The organism is Nitratidesulfovibrio termitidis HI1, assembly GCF_000504305.1.
Lineage (GTDB): Bacteria > Desulfobacterota > Desulfovibrionia > Desulfovibrionales > Desulfovibrionaceae > Cupidesulfovibrio > Cupidesulfovibrio termitidis.
This window is the reverse complement of the sequence record NZ_KI632512.1, coordinates 3,847,416-3,865,555: the sequence shown is the minus strand read 5'-3', so window position 1 is coordinate 3,865,555 and position 18,140 is coordinate 3,847,416. Positions and strand designations below refer to the sequence as shown.

Genomic DNA, 18,140 nt, shown 5'->3' with positions numbered 1-18,140 from the left:
CTTTTCGGACTGCATCGCCCTCTAGCGGCCTGATCGTGTTGCTTGTGACTGATTTAACAATGTGGCCTGATAGTGTCAAGCAACTTGTTCAAACCCTTCACAAGGATACGCCATTGCCCTGTTTTTGCGTGATTTATATGGTTATTTCACCACGTTGCGCTGCCAGCGGGGATCAGGCCCGCCGCACTGCCCCTTGCGGTGTATCGTGAAGCAGGCAGAGTTTCAAGAGCGTCCCCCGTCGTTTTTCGGCCTTTTATCCATTTTTTCACGAAAGACCGTTCCAAACGGGTTTTGAACAATGGCGGATCGGACCGATTCCTGACCGGACCCCCCGGCTATGACTGTTCAAACAAGCAGTTACATGCCGCCGCGACACCCATGCGACGCCCTTGTGACGGTATGCGCATGCCGCTGAAACGTCACCGGGGGGCACCCCGTCTCCGCGCAGGGTTGCGGGCATGAGGCGGACATTCTCCGACAACACGCTGAAATAAAAACGCGCCCACCCCACAGCCTCGCCTACGCCGAACATGTGCGTCTTGTGTCAAGCGGATGGCGGCGCACCCGTGCATGGTGCGGGCGCACTCACCAGGGCAAGACGCCCCCCCCCAGCCCGCACGCGCCAATCCGGACCACGCATCCGGATATGCCCCCCGGCCTTGCCGCAGCATGCATACCACACCTTCGCGGCCCGCCGCGGGCCTTGCCACTTGCCGAAGCGCACGTTTCGGGCTAGGTGGTACGCCACATCACCATCCCAACACAGGTTCCCCCATGCACGACAACAACGATTCCCCGTCCGGCCGTCCGGAACGGGATGCCGCGTCCCAGCCGGAGCGCTTCGAACATAGCGAACGCCCTGCCCATTCCGACAGATCCGACAGGGGCGATCGCCCCGAACGCCCTGCCCGAACTGGCCGCCCGGCCCGCCCCGGCCAGGGCCGCCCCGCTTCCGGCCAGTCGCTGGTCGAGACCATCATGGAGCTCGACCGCGACATCATCCGCCTGCTGGCCAAGCGCGCCCGCCTCTTCCAGAAGGTGCGCGGCAGCCGCCGCCCCGGCGTGTCGTCCGCGCCCGCGCGCGACACCGTGGCCGAAAAGCAGCTGCGCGAGGCGTGGGAAAGCGCCGCTGCGCGCGTCAGCCGCGACCCGCGCTTCGTGCGCCAGCTGTTCGCCCTGCTGCAGGAAGTGGAAATGCAGGAGCGCAGCCCCGAAGGCGAAGTGCGCCCCAGCTTCAACCTTGCCCCGCCGCGCCGCCCCGTCTCCATCAATATATATGGACCGCTGGCCGTCCGCCCCACCCGACTGTGGGTGGCCCTGGCTGCTGCCGCCGGTGCGGAGGCCGACATAGAGGGCGCCATGCTGGGCGACCACCTGATCGACGCCGTGAAGGCGCTGAACCAGGCGGGCGCGCACCTGTCGTGGGAAGGCGATTCCCTGGTGCGCAGCAAAGGCGGCGACCCGCTGGAGTTCACCGACAAGGTCATCTACGCGGGCGACGATTCCCTGAATTTCCACCTGCTGGCCGCGTTGTCCCTGGGCGCCGTCGGCAAGGTCAAGTTCACCGGTGGCCCGGCCCTGAAAATGGCCGACACCACCGCCCTGCGCCAGTTCCTGCCGCTGCTCGGCGCGCGTCTGGCCCCCGTGGTGCCCAAGTCGTCCGGCCTGCCGGTGCGCCTGGAATGTTCCGGCGTGCTGCCCGACGAGGTGCGTATCCCGGCGGAACTGCCCGCCGACGCGCTGACCGCGCTGCTGCTTGCCGCCCCGTTCTGGAACGCACCCATCACCCTGCACTGCGCCGGTCACCCGAATGCCGCCGCCTGCATCGCGGAAGTGCTGCCCCTGCTGCACACCTGCAAGGCAGGCGTCACCACGCTGGGCGAAACCGGCGACGACGCCCTGTCCGTGCGTGTCACCCCCGTGCCCGCCGCCAAGCTGCGCGTGCCCAAGGCCCCCACCATGGGCATCGATCCACTGGTGGCCGCCGTGATGCTGGCCATGCCCGCCTTCACCGGTGGCGAGGCCCGCCTTTCCGGCACCTGGGACGCCACGCAGCCGCACGCCGCACAGGTGCTGGACCTGCTGCGCGCCACGGGCCTTGTGGTCACCGCCGACGCCAAGGGCGTGGCAGCCAAGCCCGCCATGAAGCCTTCGGTGCAGGCCGCCCCCGCGCCCACCGCTCCGCTGGATGCCTCTGCCCTGCCCCTCGACTACGCCCCGCTGGCGCTGGCCCTTGCCGCCGCCACGGCCCGCGCGGCCAAGGTGGACGTGGCGCCCGCGCCGCTCCTGCCCGAAGGAGTGGACACCGTGACGGCGGAAAGTTTTGCCGAACAGCTGGGCTTCGCCCTGGCCACCGAGGCGGGCCAGCCGGTGCTGCGCTCCGTGGTGGCCGCCGGTTCCAAGGCCCCGGCCAACGGTTCGCCCTGGGCCAGCCCCACTGCATCCTGGACATTCGGGCTGGCGCTGGGCGCGCTGCTGCGCCCCGGCCTGCACCTGTCCAACCCCGGCAACGTGACCGAGCTGATGCCGGGCTTCTGGGCGCTGTACAACGGCCTGCCCTCGCCCGAAAACGCCCCGCGCAAGCCCAAGGAGCAGAAGGATGACGGCGCCAAGCCCGCTCGACGACGCATCATTGCCGAATAGCATCCCCGAGTTGGAGGCCCAGATGGCCCTGCTCGAAGAGGAGCGCCGCGCCTGCGAGGCCACCGTGCGCCACCTGTGCGAGACGGAGCGCCCCGACGAGGGCATCTGCTTCGCGCAGGAAATCCATCAGGCACGCCAGCGCAAGCTGCAACTGGAAGTGCAGAAGGAACTGCGGCGGGTGCGCATCAACCGCCTGCGCCTGGACGCCAATTCCATGTTCTAGTTCACGACCCGCCGGGGGAGGCGACGCGCCGCGCGTTGCCTCCCCCGCGCCATTTGCGGCCCGCCGTCTGTTGCACGCGGACCGCCCGAACCACCGACAACCCGCCGAGGTCGCAACATGTCGCTCATCTCCCAGCAGATTTCCGGGTACCTTGAACGTTCGTCGTGGATCCGCAAGATGTTCGAGGCGGGCATTGCCCTCAAGCAGCAGTACGGCGAAGAAGCCGTGTGCGACTTCAGCCTGGGCAACCCCGACCTGCCCGCCCCGCCCGCCGTGGGCCAGGCCCTGCGCGAACTGGCCGACCACGCGGGCGAGCCGTTCGCCTTCGGGTACATGCCCAACGGCGGTTATCCGTGGGCCCGCGCCAAGCTGGCCGCGCACCTTTCTACGGAACAGGGCGTGGATCTGACCGCTGACGACGTGGTGCTGACCTGCGGCGCGGCGGGCGGGCTGAACGCCTTCCTGCGCGCAGTACTGGAACCCGGCGACGAGGTGCTGGCCGTGTCGCCGTTCTTCGTGGAATACGGTTTCTACGTGGCCAACCACGGTGGCACCTTCCGCACCGTGCCGTCCAAGCCCGACACCTTCGCGCTGGACGTGGCCGCCATCGAGGTCGCCATCGGGCCGAAAACGCGGGCGCTCATCGTCAACTCGCCCAACAACCCCACCGGGGTCATCTACAACCGGGCGGAACTGACCGAGCTTTCGGCGGCGCTGGACCGCGCATCGCAGAAGCACGGGCGGCCCATCTTCCTGATCTCCGACGAGCCGTACCGCTTCCTGTCCTATGACGGCGACGAGGTGCCCTCGCTCCTGCCCCTGTACCAGCACGCGGTGGTGGTCAGCTCGTTCTCCAAGAACCTTTCGCTGGCGGGCGAACGGCTGGGCTACATCGTGCTTTCGCCGCTGATGGAAGGCCGCGCCACGCTGATGGCCGCGCTGCTGCTGACCAACCGCATCCTCGGATTCGTGAACCCGCCCGCCGTGGGCCAGCACCTGATGGCCAAGGCGCTCGGGTCGCAGGTGGACGCGGGCATCTACGCCCGCCGCCGCGACATGATGGCGCGTATCCTGCGCGACGCCGGGTACGAATTCCAGATGCCCGCCGGGGCGTTCTACTTCTTCCCCAAGGCGCCGGGCGGCGACGACGTGAAATTCGTCAACCGGCTGATGGAAGAGAAGGTGCTGGCCGTGCCCGGTTCCGGCTTCGGCGGGCCGGGGCACTTCCGCCTGACCTTCTGCGTGGGCGAGGATGTGATTGCAAGGTCGGAGGAAGGGTTTAGAAGGGCCATCAAGGGGTAGCGCGGATACATTCAGAACGAGAGCAAGAAAAGAGAGGCCGTGCCCTGATGGGTGCGGCCTCTCTTTATTTTGTTGTTAGGGGGACAGGAACGGAAGAGGCAGCGCGCGATTGCCCCGGCTTCTACGAAGACACTCCTGCCTCATCGTTCACGCCCGATCTCGTTATGCCTCCGGCGGGCAAGGGGCCGCTAAGCGGCGGCCCCTTGCATCCCCGCGCTCCAGGGGCTCCGCCCCTTGGATCCCCGTGTCGTCTTGCGCCGCATTCTTACGCCGGTCAGCTTCCCTGCGGCGCTGGCGCGCCTCGGGCGATCTGCCCGGCTGAATGCGCATGCGCACGAAACTCCCGTCGCCACTACCACACTCGGGCGCCTTTACCTCCGCCCCCGTTGCGACGCATGTGCCGCCGCCAAAGCCCGGCGGCACACGCTTCTACGCACATCACGTCCGCCGTTGCCCAATCAGCGCGCACACCGAACAATGGCTGATCCGTATTCACCCCAACCCTCTGACGCGTAACAATCGCTCCCAATTACCTGCACCCCGCCACCTTCCCTTGCAACCGAACGCCAACATCCACTCGGATTGCGCCCACAGTTGAAGATCACCGCCGAGTCCTTGCGACGGCGGAAACCCCGACGTGCGGGGCACCGCAAACCAATCGCCGGTAAATCCCCCGCTGTCCAAGGCTGCGAGAGAATTGCGCACATCGCATTCCCGTCGCCAGATCGCCCGAAGGCGCCCAGCGCCGAAGGGAAGCTGGCGACAAAAGGAATGCGGTGCAGGATGCCCACAGATAAACGCACCCTCGCTTCACCGAGCCAGCGGGAGCACAGCGCGCATTGGCGTTCCCGGCGGCAGATCACCCGAAGGCGCTCTGCGCCGCAGGGAAGCTGCCGTCGGTCGGAACGCCGCGCAGGACAACTCGGGGTTCCAAGGGGCGGAGCCCCTGGAACGCGGGGGTGGTCTGACCCCCGTCAAGTAGACAGTGAAAAAGCCCCCTGGGGGCATCATTCAGGCGGCCAGCTTTTCCCTGTATTCCGCAGGGGAAAGTTGGCCAAGCCTCTTTTGGAAACGTTCCGCATTGTAGAAGCGGATGTATTCTTCTACCAAGATCATAGTCTCGGCAGCAGGTAGGACATTTTGGGTAGCAAATATTTCGGTTTTCAAGTGCGAGAAAAATGACTCAACGACAGCGTTGTCAAGGCAGTTGCCTTTTCTGGAATGGCTGCCGCGTAAGTTCATTTCCGTAAGCCTGTCCGCGTATGTCTTGTGCGTATATTGAAACCCTTGGTCAGAGTGTAGAATAGCCTTGTCCTCGTGCCTGGGAAGGGCACGCAGAGTGGCAAAGACGAGATCAAGATTGTTCTGATTTGACATGTTGTGGGAAATGATTTCGTTATTGTGCAGGTCTTGGATGACTGACAAATACATAAATCCACTCTTGACGGGGATATATGTAATGTCTGTCACGAGCTTTCTGCCAGGCTGCATGCTTGAAAAATCCCGCTTCAGCAGGTTCGGAAAAAGACTGCTCCCCACCCTTCCAAAGAATTTCCGTTTCTTGCGAATGGTGGATTGAATGCCAAGTTTACGCATCAGTCGGTACGCGCGCTTGTGATTCACAAGCAATCCTTCTCGCTTGAGCGCAACGGACATCCTGCGATATCCGTAATACGGACGAAGCGAGTGAATTGCGGTGATATGCATCTCGACAGTGTCGTTCTCACGCTGTTGAAAGAATGTGCTCTTCCACTTGTAAAATCCAGACCTGGATATTCCTGCATGCTTCAGAAGAACTGCGAGTGGGTAACGACTCCGCAGTTCGTCGACTATCAAGAAATTCCACCCTTTTTGTGCGCTCCCCATTCGTGGCCGAACCGGGAGCGATACAACTTTTTTACGTATTCAAGCTCCGCCTTGACGTATTTGAGCTCCTCTTCAGCGGAAGCAAACTTTGTACGCGGTCGACCGCAGCGCTCTCCTTGCCTGCCTCGGCCATCTTCAAGAGATTCACCACGCTGGAATTTTGCAACCCAAGTGCGCAATGTCTTCTTGTCCTTCAATCCCAATTCATTGGTTAACTGCTGGTAGCCCTTATTGCCCTCAAGATAGAGCTTGACCGCAGCCTCCTTAAATTCCTTGCTATACGTCATAAAGTTCCGCTGTGACATAAAACACCCCCATCAGGTTACAACGTCATTCCCTAGTGGGGCTTTTTTACGTTGTCCACCTAATGGGGGGCATACCAGGGTGCAGGGGGCCGTCGTTTCACGGCCCCCTGCCCGTCGGAGACATAACGAAATCGAGCGTTACCAACAGCGCACGACGGTCTCCGTGGAAACCGCCACCAACCGTGCACAACACTCCCCTCTTCCTCCATTCCCCTTCCCCCTTACCCCCCTCCGCCACACCTCATCCTTGACTTCCCCTCCAAACCCATGTACCGAACCTCCTCTTACGATATTTGCTGGACGGGGTATTCATGTTCGATAGTCTCTCGGACAGGCTGACAGGAGTTTTCCGGAAGTTCACCGGCACGGGCCGCCTTGACGAAGCCAACATTCAGGATGGCCTTCGCGAGGTGCGTCTGGCGCTGCTGGAAGCCGACGTCAACTTCAAGGTCGTCCGCGATTTCATCGAGCGCGTGCGCGAGCGGTGCCTCGGCCAGGACGTGCTGAAAAGCCTCACCCCTGCCCAGCAGGTGGTGAAGATCGTCCATGACGAACTGGTCGAACTGCTGGGCGGCGGCGCCACCCAGCTCGACCTGCGCGGCAGGCAGCCCTACGTCATCATGATGGTAGGCCTGCAGGGCTCGGGCAAGACCACGTCGTCGGCCAAGATTGCCAATCTGCTGCGCAAGCAGAAGATGCGCCCGTACCTGGCGCCCGCCGACGTGTACCGCCCGGCGGCCATCGACCAGTTGCACACGCTGGCCAAGCAGCTCGACATCCCGGCCTACCCCTCGGCCCCCGGCATGAACCCGGTGGACATTGCCGTGGCCGCCGTGGAAGACGCGCGCGAACAGCAGTGCAACGTGGTCATCGTGGACACCGCGGGCCGCCTGCACATCGACGAAACCCTGATGCAGGAGCTGGTCTCCATCAAGGGGCGCGTCGAGCCGCAAGAAATTCTGTTCGTGGCCGACGCCATGACCGGCCAGGACGCGGTGACGGTTGCCGAATCGTTCAACGCCGCGCTCGACATTTCCGGCGTCGTGCTCACCAAGATGGACGGCGATGCCCGCGGCGGCGCGGCCCTGTCCATCCGCTCGGTCACCGGCAAGCCGGTGAAGTTCGTGGGCATGGGCGAGAAGCTCTCGGACATCGAGGTCTTCCACCCAGACCGCGTGGCGGGCCGCATTCTCGGCATGGGCGACATGATGACGCTCATCGAGAAGGCGCAGTCCACCATCAAGGCCGAAGAGGCCGAGGAACTGGGCCGCAAGTTCCAGAAGGCGGAGTTCGACCTGGAGGACTTCCGCACCCAGATGCGTCGACTGAAGAAGCTGGGCTCTCTGGAAGGCATCCTGAAGCTGATTCCCGGCATGGGCGCGCTGCGCGAAAAGCTGGGCGAAATGAACGTGCCGGAAAAGGAGATGGGCCGGGTAGAGGCCATCATCAATTCCATGACCATGCAGGAGCGCCGCAACCCCAAGGTGCTGAACGGCAGCCGCCGCCAGCGCATCGCCATGGGTTCCGGCACCACCGTGCAGGACGTGAATCAGCTGATCAAGAATTTCGAGCAGATGCGCGACATGATGAAAAAGGTCATGGGCGGGGGCAAACCCGCGCAGGCCGGAAAGATGCCGCGCATGCCCAAGTTGCCCGGAATGGGCGGCATGGGTGGACTTGGCGGAATGGGCGGACTGGGAGGTCTGGGAGGCTTGGGCGGACTCGGCGGCATGCCGGGGATGCCGGGCATGCCCGGAGCGGGTGACGGCGAAGCCGGGCCCGGCGGTCCCAACCCCATGTCCAAGACCGCGCTCAAGAAGAAGAAGCAGCTGCGCAAGCAGCAACGCAACAAGAGCAAGAAGCGCTGAGGACGAAAAGTTGTCAGGTGGGAATTCTCGCCCACTTGCGCTTTTCCCGAGATACCATACTATACACAGACTAGTTGGAGACCAAATCATGTCCGTGAAGCTGAGACTCGCCCGCATGGGCAACAAGAAGCGTGCCTTCTACCGGATCGTCGCCGTCAACAGCGCTGCGCGCCGCGATGGTCGTCCGCTGGAATTCCTGGGCTTCTACAACCCCATGGTGAATCCTGCCGAAGTGAAGATCGACACCGCAAAGGTGCAGAAGTGGCTGGACCAGGGCGCCGAGCCCACCGACACCGTCCGCGCCCTGCTCAAGAAGCAGGCCGGGTAGTGCGGTGCCGGTAACCCGGCATCCCGTCGCGGAGGCGCCTCGCCGGAAGCTGTAATCCTGCGGAACATCCTGTGGAGGTGGCCATGCTGAAGGATCTGGTCGAATACATCGCGAAATCCCTCGTCGACAAGCCGGAAGACGTGCATGTGACAGAGGTCGAGGGCGAACAGACGTCCGTTCTCGAACTGAAGGTAGCGAAGGAAGACCTCGGCAAGGTCATTGGCAAGCAGGGCCGCACGGCGCGTGCCATGCGCACCATTCTGGGTGCGGCATCCACCAAGGCGCGCAAGCGTTCCGTGCTCGAAATCCTCGAGTAGCCGTCAGCCCCCCTGGCACGTATTGACACGGCCAGACGGGGCGGACACGCGACAGCAGCCGCATCAGAACGACTAGCCCGGACGCGCAAGCCGAAGGGCTCTTGTCGCTTGGGCGACCGTGCACGCGCGGCAAGACGAACTCTGCGGCGCACCCGCTGACGTCCTTCTGGCATCACCCTCCATCCTTGCAACGGGCGCACATGAGCGACGACACCTTCATCGAAATCGGCCTTGTCGGCAGGCCCCACGGCCTGCGCGGCGAAGTGGGCGTGGACTTCTGGGCCGAATCGCCCGAGCTTCTGCGCGGCACCCTGTGGCTGCGGCCCGGACGCGGCGCGCCCCGCCCGCATACGGTGGCCGCAGTGCGGCGCCATCAGGGCCGCCCGCTGGTGCTGTTCGAAGGCATTGCCGACCGCAGCGCGGCGGAAACCCTGCGCGGCATGCACGTGCTGGTGCCCAAAGACCGCCTGCCCGAACCCGGCGAGGACGAGGTGTACCTGCACGAACTGCTGGGCCTGCGCGTGCTGCTGCACGACACGGGCACGGCGCTGGGCACCCTGGACGACGTGCAGATGCCCGGCGGACAGGAGGTGTGGTCCATCCGCACCGCCGATGGCAAGGAAGTGCTGCTGCCCGCCGTGGAAGAATTCGTGGCGTCCATCGACCTTGACGCGCGCGAGGTGCGCATCACCCCGCCGCCGGGGCTGCTGGAACTGTATCTGGAGACGCCGGACAAGTCCGCCGCACGCGCATCCGATGCAGGCAAGGCCGATGGGGATGCCGCCGGGCCGGATGGAGCCGACGACCAGACAGGACCGGGCGGCGCATAGCGCCCGGGCAGCCGCCATGCACTTCACCCTGGTCACCCTGTTCCCGGAGTTCTTCGACTCGCCCCTGTCCGCCGGGCTCATGGCCAAGGCACGCGAGTCGGGCACCGTGGATTTTTCCTTCCGCAACCCGCGCGATGCCACCACGGACCGCCACCGCACCGTGGACGACCGCCCCTACGGCGGCGGCCCCGGCATGGTCATGCTGCCGGAACCGCTGGCCGTCACCCTGCGCGGCCTGCGTGAAGACGCCCCCAGGGGCCGCATCCTGATGATGGCCCCGCGCGGTCGCCGCTTTACCCAGCAGATGGCCCGCGAACTGGCCCGCGAAGAACACGTGACCATCCTGTGCGGCCGCTACGAAGGGTTCGACGCGCGCATCGAGGAACTGTTCGACATCGAACCGGTCTGCGTGGGCGACTTCGTGCTCAACGGCGGCGAAACGGCGGCGCTGAACGTCATCGAGGCCGTGGCCCGGCTGGTGCCCGGCTTCATGGGCAAGGAAGAATCGGGCGAGGACGAAAGTTTTTCCGACGGGTTGCTGGAATACCCGCACTACACCCGGCCGGAAGTGTTCGAGGGGCTACCCGTGCCCGAGGTGCTGCGCTCCGGCGACCATGGCCGCATCGCCGCATGGCGGCGCGAACAGTCGCTGGCGGCCACCCTGCGCCTGCGGCCGGAACTGCTGCCGGAAGCTCCGCTGACTGAAACCGACATGACCTTCCTGCGGCACAAGGCCGCCGAAACCGTGGAAAGAGCCGGCCGCAACCTGCATTGCGCGCTGGTGCACTACCCGGTTTTGAACAAGGAAAAAAAATCGGTGGCGGTGTCTTTGACAAACCTCGACATTCACGATATAGGCCGCTGTTCCTGCACGTATGGGCTTGGCGGGTATTACATCGTAACACCCATCGAGGACCAGCGGCGGCTGCTCGACGGCATTCTCCGGCACTGGACGGAGGGTCCGGGCCTGGCGGCAAACCCCGACAGGGGCGAGGCGCTCGGGCTGGTACGCGGCGCCGATACGGTACAGGACGCGATTGACGACATCACCCGCCGCACGGGCCAGCGCCCCCTGGTCATGGCAACCAGCGCGCGCGGCGCGGGCGACACGACCGTCGGTCAGGTAAGGTCGATTCTCGCGGAACGCCCGGTGCTGCTGTTGTTCGGCACCGGCCACGGCTTGTCGCCGCATCTTGTGGCGGCGTGCGACGGCACCCTGCGGCCCGTCCGGTGGATGGACGGGTACAACCACCTTTCGGTGCGCACCGCCGCCGCCATCATCATGGACAGGATTCTCGGCGACTGCTATTAGGCGGAACCGGCGAACCCACGATAGCGAAAAACTCCGGTCCAAGGGAGACACGAGCATGAATATCATCAAGAAAATCGAAGGCGAACACCTGCGCCTCGACCTGCCCAAGTTCAAGTCCGGCGACACCATCAAGGTGCACCTGCGCATCGTGGAAGGTGAAAAGGAACGCATCCAGGTGTTCCAGGGCAACGTCATCCGCATCCACCGCGGCACCACCGGCGGCACCTTCACCGTGCGCAAGGTGTCCGACGGCGTGGGCGTGGAACGCGTGTTCCCCCTGCACTCTCCCTTCATCGACCGCGTGGAGATGGTGACGGAAGGCCGCGTGCGCCGCAGCCGCCTGTACTACCTGCGCGAACTCAAGGGCAAGGCCGCGCGCATCAAGCCCAAGAACCGCTTCTAGGCCAGACTGCTTCATGCAAGGGGGGTCCGGCACGCCGGTCCCCCCTTTTTTCGTTGGCGCGACACGCATCCCCCTGTCCGGGCGATATGCCGTGCACCCCGTCGCGCCGGGCCGGAAGCATCCACCTCCGGTCACGCACTCTGCCTTGCGTTTCGGCCCGCTCCACCTGTTCCGTCATCCGCAGGAGGCCGCATGTCACCGCCCGCCCGCCGCGCCAGCGCCCCCAGCGCGCGTTCCACGCGTGGCGGTCCCGGTGCATCCGGTGCACCCGACATGCTCCAGGGCCTGTTGGCGGATATGGCTCCCCCCCATCCGGCAACGCCGTACATAGGTATAGACGAGGCAGGACGCGGTTGCCTTGCCGGGCCTGTGGTTGCCGCTGCCGTCATCCTGCCTCCCCACGCCGATGCGGCCACCCTGGCCGCCCTGCTGCCCGGCCTTGCCGGGCTGACCGATTCCAAGAAGCTCACCGCCGCCAGGCGCGAGGCCCTGGCCCCGTGCATCCGTCAGCACGCCGTGGCCTGGGGCCTGGGCGTGGTCTGGCCGCGTGACATCGAGCGCATCAACATATTGCAGGCCACCTTCCACGCCATGTGGCGGGCCGTGCGCTTCCTGCGCCTCGGCCACGCGGTGCGTGAAGGCGCGAACGCCTCCGGCTGCGAACCTGCTGCCCTGCCCACTCTCCGTGGGCTGGCCGATCCGAATCACCAGTCCGGTTTTCCGCTGATCATTGACGGGGACAAGACCATTCCCGCCGCCGTGCTCGCTGGGCTGCCGCCCTGCCCGGCACGTAAGGCCCCCGCGCCCGTCCCGTGTCCCACCCCCATGCAACGCGCGGTGGTGGGCGGCGACGCGCTGGTCCCGGCGGTGTCCGCCGCATCCATTCTGGCCAAGACCTTCCGCGACCAACTCATGACCGCCCTGGATCGCCGCTTTCCCGGCTACGGCCTTGCCGTGCACAAGGGCTACGGCACGGCGGAGCACATGGCGGCCATTGCCGAACGCGGCCCCTGCCCGCAACACCGGGCCACCTTTCGCGGGGTGCGGCCAGAACCGCCCCAGACTCAGGGTTCGCTGCTGTGACGCCGCGCCGCACCGCCACCCCGGCCACGCCATCCGCTACGGCTACCATAGGAGCGCGCGGCGAAGAGGCGGCGGCCCAACTGCTGGCCCAGCGCGGCCTGCGGGTGCTGGCCCGCAACTGGCGGCACGGCGGCCTGGAACTGGACATCGTCTGCGACGACCGGGGCACGCTGGTCTTCGTGGAAGTGAAGACCCGCGCCGCCAACGGCCCCGCCCGTCCGGACGAGGCGCTGACCCCGGCCAAACGCGGCAAGTTGGTGCGTGCCGCCCGGCAGTATCTGGCCGCCCACGATGCGTGGGACAAACCGTGCCGCTTCGACCTCGTGTGCGTGGTGCACGACGGGGCAACCCTGACGCTGGAGCACTACCCTCATGCCTTCGACCTCACCGCGTCTCTGGGTGGTGGCGACACCGCTTGGCAACCCTGGTGACCTTTCGCCCCGCGCCCGCGATGTGCTGACCGAGGCCGCGCTGGTGCTGGCGGAAGACACCCGGCGCGCCGGGCAGCTGTTTGCCCGGTGCGGCCTGGCCGCCCAGCGGTTCATGAGCTTTCACGACCACAACGAGGAAGAGCGCCTGCCGCGCATCCTCGACGAACTGCGCGCCGGGGCGCACATTGCGCTCATTTCCGACGCGGGCATGCCGCTGATGGCCGACCCCGGCTTTCGGCTGGTGCGCGCCTGCCGGGCAGAGGGCATCGACGTTTCGGTGCTGCCCGGCCCCTCGGCCCCCATCACCGCGCTGGCGGGCAGCGGCATTGCCCCGCAGCCGTTCACCTTTCTGGGGTTTCCGCCGCGCAAGCGGTCGGACGTGGAAAAGCTGTTTGCGGAATACGCCAACGTGCGCACCACCCTGGTCTTTTTCGAACGCAAGGACAGGCTGGCCGATACGCTGGATGCCGCCCATGCCGTGCTGGGACCGCGCGAGTGCTGTATCGCGCGGGAATTGACCAAGCCGCACGAGGAGTTTATCCTTCTAAGGTTGGAAGACAGGGGGCAGCTGACCCGTGAATTACTTGGAGAAATCACGGTAGTCATCGGTCCGCCTGAATCCGTGACCGCCACCCCGCGCACCGAGGTGCTGGCCCTGCTGGCCGACGAGGCCAGGGCCGCTCCCAGCGAGAAACCGCGCGAACTGGCCCGCCGGGTGCACGAAGCAACCCGGGGCTGGACGGTGAAGGACATCTACAAGTTGATGCAGGACAATCGGTAGGCTGCCCCGGCAAGCGGGCAATCCTCCGAGCGATAACCGGCCTGACCGCCCTGACCGGCCTGACCGGGCAGCCCGCAAGGCAGGTCCGCTCAAACGGGCCGGTCCGCAGATCAGGCGCCCCGAGTCGACCCGGCCCGACAGGCTGACTCTCAACATCACAACGGCCTTGCCACGGTGCCCCATGCCCACTCCCGCCAACGCCATGCCCGACGCCAAGACACTGCTGCTGTGTTTTCTGCGGTCGTATCTCGTGGGCGCGGCGTTCAATACGCGCGGGCACCAGAACATCGGCATCGTGTTCGCCATGGAGCCGGGGCTGGCCGCCATCTACCCGGACCCGCGCGCCCGGCGAGAGGCGCGCAAGCGCTACCTGCGCCATTTCAACACCCATCCCTTCTGGGCACCGCTGCTGGTGGGCACGTTCCTGTCGCTGGAGGCGCGCATCGCGCGCGGCACCTTTCCGGCAGAGGTGCTGCGCAGCCTGAAGGACACCACCGTGTACACCCTGTCGGCCATCGGCGATTCGGTGTTCGGCGGCAGCATGCTGGTGTTCTGGTCGCTGACCACCTGCGCGCTGGTGGTTTCGGGCAACAACGGCGCGGCCTTTCTGTGGAGCCTGATGCTGTTCGTCTCGTTGCAGGTGTTCAAGCTGTTCACCTTCGCGGCGGGCCTGCGCGAGGGACTGAAGGTGCTGCAACGGCTGAAGCAATGGGACCTCATCAACTGGGGCGAAAAGCTGAAGCTGTGCAACGCCGTGGTGCTGGCGGGCCTGTTGTGGCTGATCTGGCCGCATCACCAGCATGCCCCGCGCTGGACGCTGTCCGCCCTGCTGCTCATGCTGGCCTCGTGGCTGATCGGCCGCTTTCACGTTTCACGCATTTTTCTGGCCGTGTGCGCCACCGCCGCGGCCTTTGCCCTGCCGTGGGCCGATGACTGGATGCCGCTTCCCTGGGGTTTTTAACCCGCCGCCCGCATCACGAACCATACCGACGCCACAGCCGACAGGATATACGACGTGCAGGAACCCATAGAAGAGACGCAGGAAGGACTTACCGTGACGGTGTGCGTGGCCAACGACCAGGGCCTGCACGCCAGACCGGCCGCCCGCCTTGCCCAGGAAGCGCAGAAGTTCGGCGCGGAACTCTTTCTTGCCATGGACGGCATGGAAGTGGACGCCAAGAGCATTCTGGACATCCTGTCCCTGGCCGCCGCCAAGGGCACGCGCCTTACCCTGCGCGGCGTGGGCGTCGATGCGCGCCACGCGCTGGAGCACCTTTCCGCCCTGTTCCGCAACCGCTTTCGCGAGGAGTAGCCGGTGGCGCGCGAGATTCTGCAAGGCATAGCCGTTTCGGCGGGCGTTTCCATCGGCAAGGCGTTCTTCACCAACCGCCGCCGCAGAAGCGTCTCGTTCGAAATCATTCCGCCCGGCGCGGCGGATTCGGAGGTGGCCCGCCTGGAGCAGGCCGCAGCCGACGTGCGCGAGAACCTTGCCCGCGCCCGTGACAACGTGCCCGCAGAACTGCGCGACCACGCCGCGATCATCAATTCGCACATGATGATCTGCCAGGACCCCAAGCTTATCCGCGCCGCCTCGCAACGCATCCGCGACCATCACATCTGCGCCGAATGGGCGCTGGACCAGGCGGTGGACGCCATTGCCGCCGCGTTCTCGGCCATCGAGGACCCGTACATCCGCGAACGCGTGCAGGACGTGCGCGCCGTGGCCGAACGCATCCAGGCCCGCCTGGTGGGCCGCCACGCCGAGCCGCTGCGCACTCCGGACGAGCGTATCGTGCTCATGGCCCACGACCTGACCCCGGCGGACGCCATGGGCCTGCCCACGGTCAAGATCATGTCCTTCGCCACGGCGGAGGGCGGCAAGACATCGCACACCGGCATTCTGGCGCGCAGCCTGCAAATTCCCGCCGTGGTGGGCGTCTCGTCGCTGGAAGAATCCGTGGGCGACGGCGACCTGGTCATCGTGGACGCCCTGCGCGGCCTCATCCTGGTGGACCCGGACGAGGCGGAACTGGCCGACTACACCGACCTCAAGTACCAGTTCGAGAACTATCAGAAATCCATCCGCCGCCAGTCCACCCTGCCCGCCGAAACCCTGGACGGCTACCGCATCGACGTGCAGGCCAACATCGAACTGGTGGAAGAAGTGCCCCAGGTGCTGGACGGCGGCGGAGACGGCGTGGGGCTGTACCGCACCGAATACGCCTTTCTGAACCGCCGCACCTCGCCCAGCGAGGAAGAACTGTACGACGAGTATTCCCAGCTTGCCGGGCTGCTTTCGCCCCGGCGGGTGGTGTTCCGCACGCTGGACGTGGGCGCGGACAAGATGCTGTCCGAGCAGAGCCAACTGGAAGAACCCAACCCGGCCCTGGGCCTGCGGGCCATCCGTTTCTGCCTGCGCCACCAGGAGGTGTTCCGGCGGCAGTTGCGGGCCATCCTGCGGGCCAGCGCGCACGGCTCGGCCTCGCTGCTGTTCCCCATGATCTCGGGGCTGCACGAACTGCGGCAGGCCAAGCACATTCTGAACGAGGTGCGGGCCGAACTGGACGCGGCGGGCCTGCCCTACGACCCGGACATGCCCGTGGGCATCATGGTGGAGCTGCCGTCCGCCGTGCTGATTTCCGAGGCGCTGGCGCAGGAAGTGGACTTCTTCAGCATCGGCACCAACGACCTGATCCAGTATTCGCTGGGCATCGACCGGGGCAACAGGCACGTCTCGTACCTGTACCAGCCGCTGCATCCGGCCATCGTGCGGTCCATCAAGTACGTGGTGGATTCGGCCCACCGCATGGGCATATCGGTGTGCGTGTGCGGCGAGGTGGCGTCCGACCCGTACTGCCTGCCCATCCTGCTGGGCATGCAGATCGACGCCATATCCATCGCCCCGCAGGCCATACCGGGCATCAAGCACATCCTGCGGCGCACCAACATGGAAGAGTGCAAGGAACTGCTGCGCGACGTGCTGAGCGCGTCCACCGTCTCGACCATCAACCGCATGGTGAAGGAAACGATCTACAATCGGTTCCCGGAAGAGCTGACGTTCTTCTCGTCCATGCTGGACCAGGATGATTAGCGCGGGGCGCTGAGTGCCTCCGACGGGTTGGATTTAGGTTCAGCGCTACTGCACCCGGCTTCTACGAAGACAGTCCTGCCCTGCTGAACACCCTCGATTTCGTTATGCCTCCGGCGGGGTTGTGCGCGGTTGTGCGCGGTTGTGCGCGGTTGGGCACGGCCTCTACGAAGACAGTCCTGCCCTGCTGAACACGCCCGATTTCGTTATGCCTCCGGCGGGGTTGAGCGGGGTTGTGCGCGGTTGTGCGCGGTTGGGCACGGCCTCTACGAAGACAGTCCTGCCCTGCTGAACACACCCGATTTCGTTATGCCTCCGGCGGGCAAGGGGCCATTGAACGATGGCCCCTTGCATCCCCGCGTTCCAGGGGGCGCTGCCCCCTGAACCCCCGACGTTTCATGCGCCGCATTCTTACGCCGGGCAGCTTCCCTGCGGCGCTGTGCGCCTCCGGGCGATCTGCCCGTCTGAATGCGTATGCGCGCAATGCTCTCGGTATCCTGGCATAGCTCCAGTGCCTTTATCTCCACTCTTCCTGCACCGCATTCCTTTCGCCGCCAGCTTCCCTACGGCGCGAAGCGCCTCCGGGTGATCTGGCGACGGGAATGCGATGTGCGCGAATCTCCCGCAGCCTTGGCCTACATGGTACGTTGTGCCTGTGCACCAAGTAAGTTGTGCTGCGCTTGCGAACACGGGTGGGACGGGGAACGAATGATTTGAAGTAATCAGTATGTGACCAAGAAGAAATGCGTGCCGGTGCTTGGTTGATATGAACACTCCATGGGGCTTGGTCTGCCGCTTGGAGTGAACGCCAGTTAAGACGGCAACGTGATGTGCGTAGAAGCGTGTGACGCCGGGCTTTGGCGGCGGCACATGCGTCGCAACGAGGGCACGGGTAAAGGCACCCTCGCGCGGTAGTGGCTGCGGGAGCCTTGCGCGCATTGGCGTCACCGGCGGCAGATCGCCCGAAGGCGCCCCGCGCCGGAGGGAAGCTGCCGCCGAAGGGACGCCGCGCAGGAAAACATGGGGGGACCAGGGGGGCAGCGCCCCCCGGAGCGCGGGGGTGCAGGGGGGCCTCGCTAAAGGCCCCCCTGCCCGTCGGAGACATAACGAAATCGAGGGGGTTCACAAAGGCAGTCGTGCCTTCGTAGAAGCCGGGTGCAACCGCGCACGACCTCGCCTTGTCTCCCCCTTCAGCGCAGCTCCCCACCCCCAACCCTTGCCATTCCCCCCGATTTCTGGTCTTGAAACCCCTTGCGCGCCACGTCATCGCGCGGTGCCGGCGCCCGGCGCTCCCTTCGCCCCGCAACCGCCGCCATCCGGCCCTCCATCGCCGCTCCGCCGGGGCTTATCCCCACACGCG

General features: G+C 65.5%; 17 protein-coding genes. 15 read left to right on the top strand and 2 right to left on the bottom strand.

The annotated features are described in order from the left end of the window. The first annotated feature begins 774 nt into the window (after window positions 1–774). The 3 genes from DESTE_RS15410 to DESTE_RS15400 all read left to right on the top strand — a co-directional run bounded on the left by DESTE_RS15410 (window position 775) and on the right by DESTE_RS15400 (window position 4,168). Window positions 775–2,643 carry a chorismate mutase gene (locus tag DESTE_RS15410; protein ID WP_051384503.1) on the top strand — a complete coding sequence of 623 codons (1,869 nt, stop codon included), beginning with the start codon at window positions 775–777 and terminating at the stop codon, window positions 2,641–2,643. 22 nt (window positions 2,644–2,665) lie between these two features. Beyond that, the gene (locus tag DESTE_RS15405) at window positions 2,666–2,866 is read left to right on the top strand and encodes a hypothetical protein (RefSeq protein WP_245590874.1); all 201 of its coding nucleotides are present in this window, start codon (window positions 2,666–2,668) and stop codon (window positions 2,864–2,866) included. 117 nt (window positions 2,867–2,983) lie between these two features. Then, window positions 2,984–4,168, top strand: a complete 1,185-nt coding sequence (locus tag DESTE_RS15400) for a pyridoxal phosphate-dependent aminotransferase (protein WP_035068568.1) — start codon at window positions 2,984–2,986, stop codon at window positions 4,166–4,168. Window positions 4,169–5,179: 1,011 nt separating this feature from the next. Here DESTE_RS15400 and DESTE_RS15395 read toward each other — a convergent pair. Together DESTE_RS15395 and DESTE_RS17775 are read right to left on the bottom strand one after the other, a co-directional pair. Further along, on the bottom strand, window positions 5,180–6,034 hold the full coding sequence (locus tag DESTE_RS15395) for an IS3 family transposase (protein ID WP_035068565.1): 855 nt from the start codon (window positions 6,032–6,034) through the stop codon (window positions 5,180–5,182). After that, on the bottom strand, window positions 6,001–6,321 hold the full coding sequence (locus DESTE_RS17775) for a transposase (RefSeq protein ID WP_198015345.1): 321 nt from the start codon (window positions 6,319–6,321) through the stop codon (window positions 6,001–6,003). The genes DESTE_RS15395 and DESTE_RS17775 overlap by 34 nt, the downstream gene beginning before the upstream one ends. 329 nt (window positions 6,322–6,650) lie before the next feature. Between DESTE_RS17775 and ffh the strand changes: the two genes are divergently transcribed. From ffh to ptsP, 12 genes are all read left to right on the top strand, one after another. Beyond that, window positions 6,651–8,207 carry a signal recognition particle protein gene (ffh, locus tag DESTE_RS15390; RefSeq protein ID WP_035068562.1) on the top strand — a complete coding sequence of 519 codons (1,557 nt, stop codon included), beginning with the start codon at window positions 6,651–6,653 and terminating at the stop codon, window positions 8,205–8,207. An 88-nt stretch (window positions 8,208–8,295) separates the two neighbouring features. Next, window positions 8,296–8,535 (top strand): 30S ribosomal protein S16, encoded by a 240-nt coding sequence (gene rpsP / locus DESTE_RS15385; protein WP_035068560.1) that lies wholly within the window; start codon window positions 8,296–8,298, stop codon window positions 8,533–8,535. Between the two features lie 83 nt (window positions 8,536–8,618). After that, window positions 8,619–8,852, top strand: a complete 234-nt coding sequence (locus DESTE_RS15380) for a KH domain-containing protein (RefSeq protein WP_015946506.1) — start codon at window positions 8,619–8,621, stop codon at window positions 8,850–8,852. A 200-nt stretch (window positions 8,853–9,052) separates the two neighbouring features. After that, complete coding sequence (gene rimM, locus DESTE_RS15375) at window positions 9,053–9,682, top strand: ribosome maturation factor RimM (protein ID WP_035068556.1); 630 nt, start codon at window positions 9,053–9,055, stop codon at window positions 9,680–9,682. Between the two features lie 16 nt (window positions 9,683–9,698). Next, on the top strand, window positions 9,699–10,994 hold the full coding sequence (trmD, locus tag DESTE_RS15370; RefSeq protein ID WP_035068553.1) for a tRNA (guanosine(37)-N1)-methyltransferase TrmD: 1,296 nt from the start codon (window positions 9,699–9,701) through the stop codon (window positions 10,992–10,994). Between the two features lie 55 nt (window positions 10,995–11,049). Then, complete coding sequence (gene rplS / locus DESTE_RS15365) at window positions 11,050–11,397, top strand: 50S ribosomal protein L19 (protein ID WP_035068551.1); 348 nt, start codon at window positions 11,050–11,052, stop codon at window positions 11,395–11,397. A gap of 297 nt (window positions 11,398–11,694) precedes the next feature. Further along, the gene (locus DESTE_RS15360) at window positions 11,695–12,480 is read left to right on the top strand and encodes a ribonuclease HII (RefSeq protein WP_035070631.1); all 786 of its coding nucleotides are present in this window, start codon (window positions 11,695–11,697) and stop codon (window positions 12,478–12,480) included. Then, window positions 12,477–12,911 (top strand): YraN family protein, encoded by a 435-nt coding sequence (locus DESTE_RS15355; RefSeq protein ID WP_156925391.1) that lies wholly within the window; start codon window positions 12,477–12,479, stop codon window positions 12,909–12,911. Before DESTE_RS15360 ends, DESTE_RS15355 begins: the two co-directional genes overlap by 4 nt. Continuing rightward, window positions 12,853–13,692 (top strand): 16S rRNA (cytidine(1402)-2'-O)-methyltransferase, encoded by an 840-nt coding sequence (gene rsmI / locus DESTE_RS15350; RefSeq protein WP_035068548.1) that lies wholly within the window; start codon window positions 12,853–12,855, stop codon window positions 13,690–13,692. Before DESTE_RS15355 ends, rsmI begins: the two co-directional genes overlap by 59 nt. 181 nt (window positions 13,693–13,873) lie before the next feature. Beyond that, window positions 13,874–14,653, top strand: a complete 780-nt coding sequence (locus DESTE_RS15345) for a PTS system mannose/fructose/sorbose family transporter subunit IID (RefSeq protein ID WP_035068545.1) — start codon at window positions 13,874–13,876, stop codon at window positions 14,651–14,653. A 54-nt stretch (window positions 14,654–14,707) separates the two neighbouring features. Beyond that, window positions 14,708–15,004 carry an HPr family phosphocarrier protein gene (locus tag DESTE_RS15340; RefSeq protein ID WP_035068543.1) on the top strand — a complete coding sequence of 99 codons (297 nt, stop codon included), beginning with the start codon at window positions 14,708–14,710 and terminating at the stop codon, window positions 15,002–15,004. A gap of 3 nt (window positions 15,005–15,007) precedes the next feature. Next, complete coding sequence (ptsP, locus tag DESTE_RS15335) at window positions 15,008–16,783, top strand: phosphoenolpyruvate--protein phosphotransferase (protein ID WP_035068541.1); 1,776 nt, start codon at window positions 15,008–15,010, stop codon at window positions 16,781–16,783. Window positions 16,784–18,140: the final 1,357 nt, after the last annotated feature.

Bases quoted from the DNA above. Each gene is read 5' to 3' on its own strand.
- DESTE_RS15410 (WP_051384503.1), top strand. From the start codon at position 775: ATGCACGACAACAACGATTCCCCGTCCGGCCGTCCGGAACGGGATGCC.
- DESTE_RS15405 (WP_245590874.1), top strand. From the start codon at position 2,666: ATGGCCCTGCTCGAAGAGGAGCGCCGCGCCTGCGAGGCCACCGTGCGC.
- DESTE_RS15400 (WP_035068568.1), top strand. From the start codon at position 2,984: ATGTCGCTCATCTCCCAGCAGATTTCCGGGTACCTTGAACGTTCGTCG.
- DESTE_RS15395 (WP_035068565.1), bottom strand. From the start codon at position 6,034: ATGGGGAGCGCACAAAAAGGGTGGAATTTCTTGATAGTCGACGAACTG.
- DESTE_RS17775 (WP_198015345.1), bottom strand. From the start codon at position 6,321: ATGACGTATAGCAAGGAATTTAAGGAGGCTGCGGTCAAGCTCTATCTT.
- ffh (WP_035068562.1), top strand. From the start codon at position 6,651: ATGTTCGATAGTCTCTCGGACAGGCTGACAGGAGTTTTCCGGAAGTTC.
- rpsP (WP_035068560.1), top strand. From the start codon at position 8,296: ATGTCCGTGAAGCTGAGACTCGCCCGCATGGGCAACAAGAAGCGTGCC.
- DESTE_RS15380 (WP_015946506.1), top strand. From the start codon at position 8,619: ATGCTGAAGGATCTGGTCGAATACATCGCGAAATCCCTCGTCGACAAG.
- rimM (WP_035068556.1), top strand. From the start codon at position 9,053: ATGAGCGACGACACCTTCATCGAAATCGGCCTTGTCGGCAGGCCCCAC.
- trmD (WP_035068553.1), top strand. From the start codon at position 9,699: ATGCACTTCACCCTGGTCACCCTGTTCCCGGAGTTCTTCGACTCGCCC.
- rplS (WP_035068551.1), top strand. From the start codon at position 11,050: ATGAATATCATCAAGAAAATCGAAGGCGAACACCTGCGCCTCGACCTG.
- DESTE_RS15360 (WP_035070631.1), top strand. From the start codon at position 11,695: ATGGCTCCCCCCCATCCGGCAACGCCGTACATAGGTATAGACGAGGCA.
- rsmI (WP_035068548.1), top strand. From the start codon at position 12,853: ATGCCTTCGACCTCACCGCGTCTCTGGGTGGTGGCGACACCGCTTGGC.
- DESTE_RS15345 (WP_035068545.1), top strand. From the start codon at position 13,874: ATGCCCACTCCCGCCAACGCCATGCCCGACGCCAAGACACTGCTGCTG.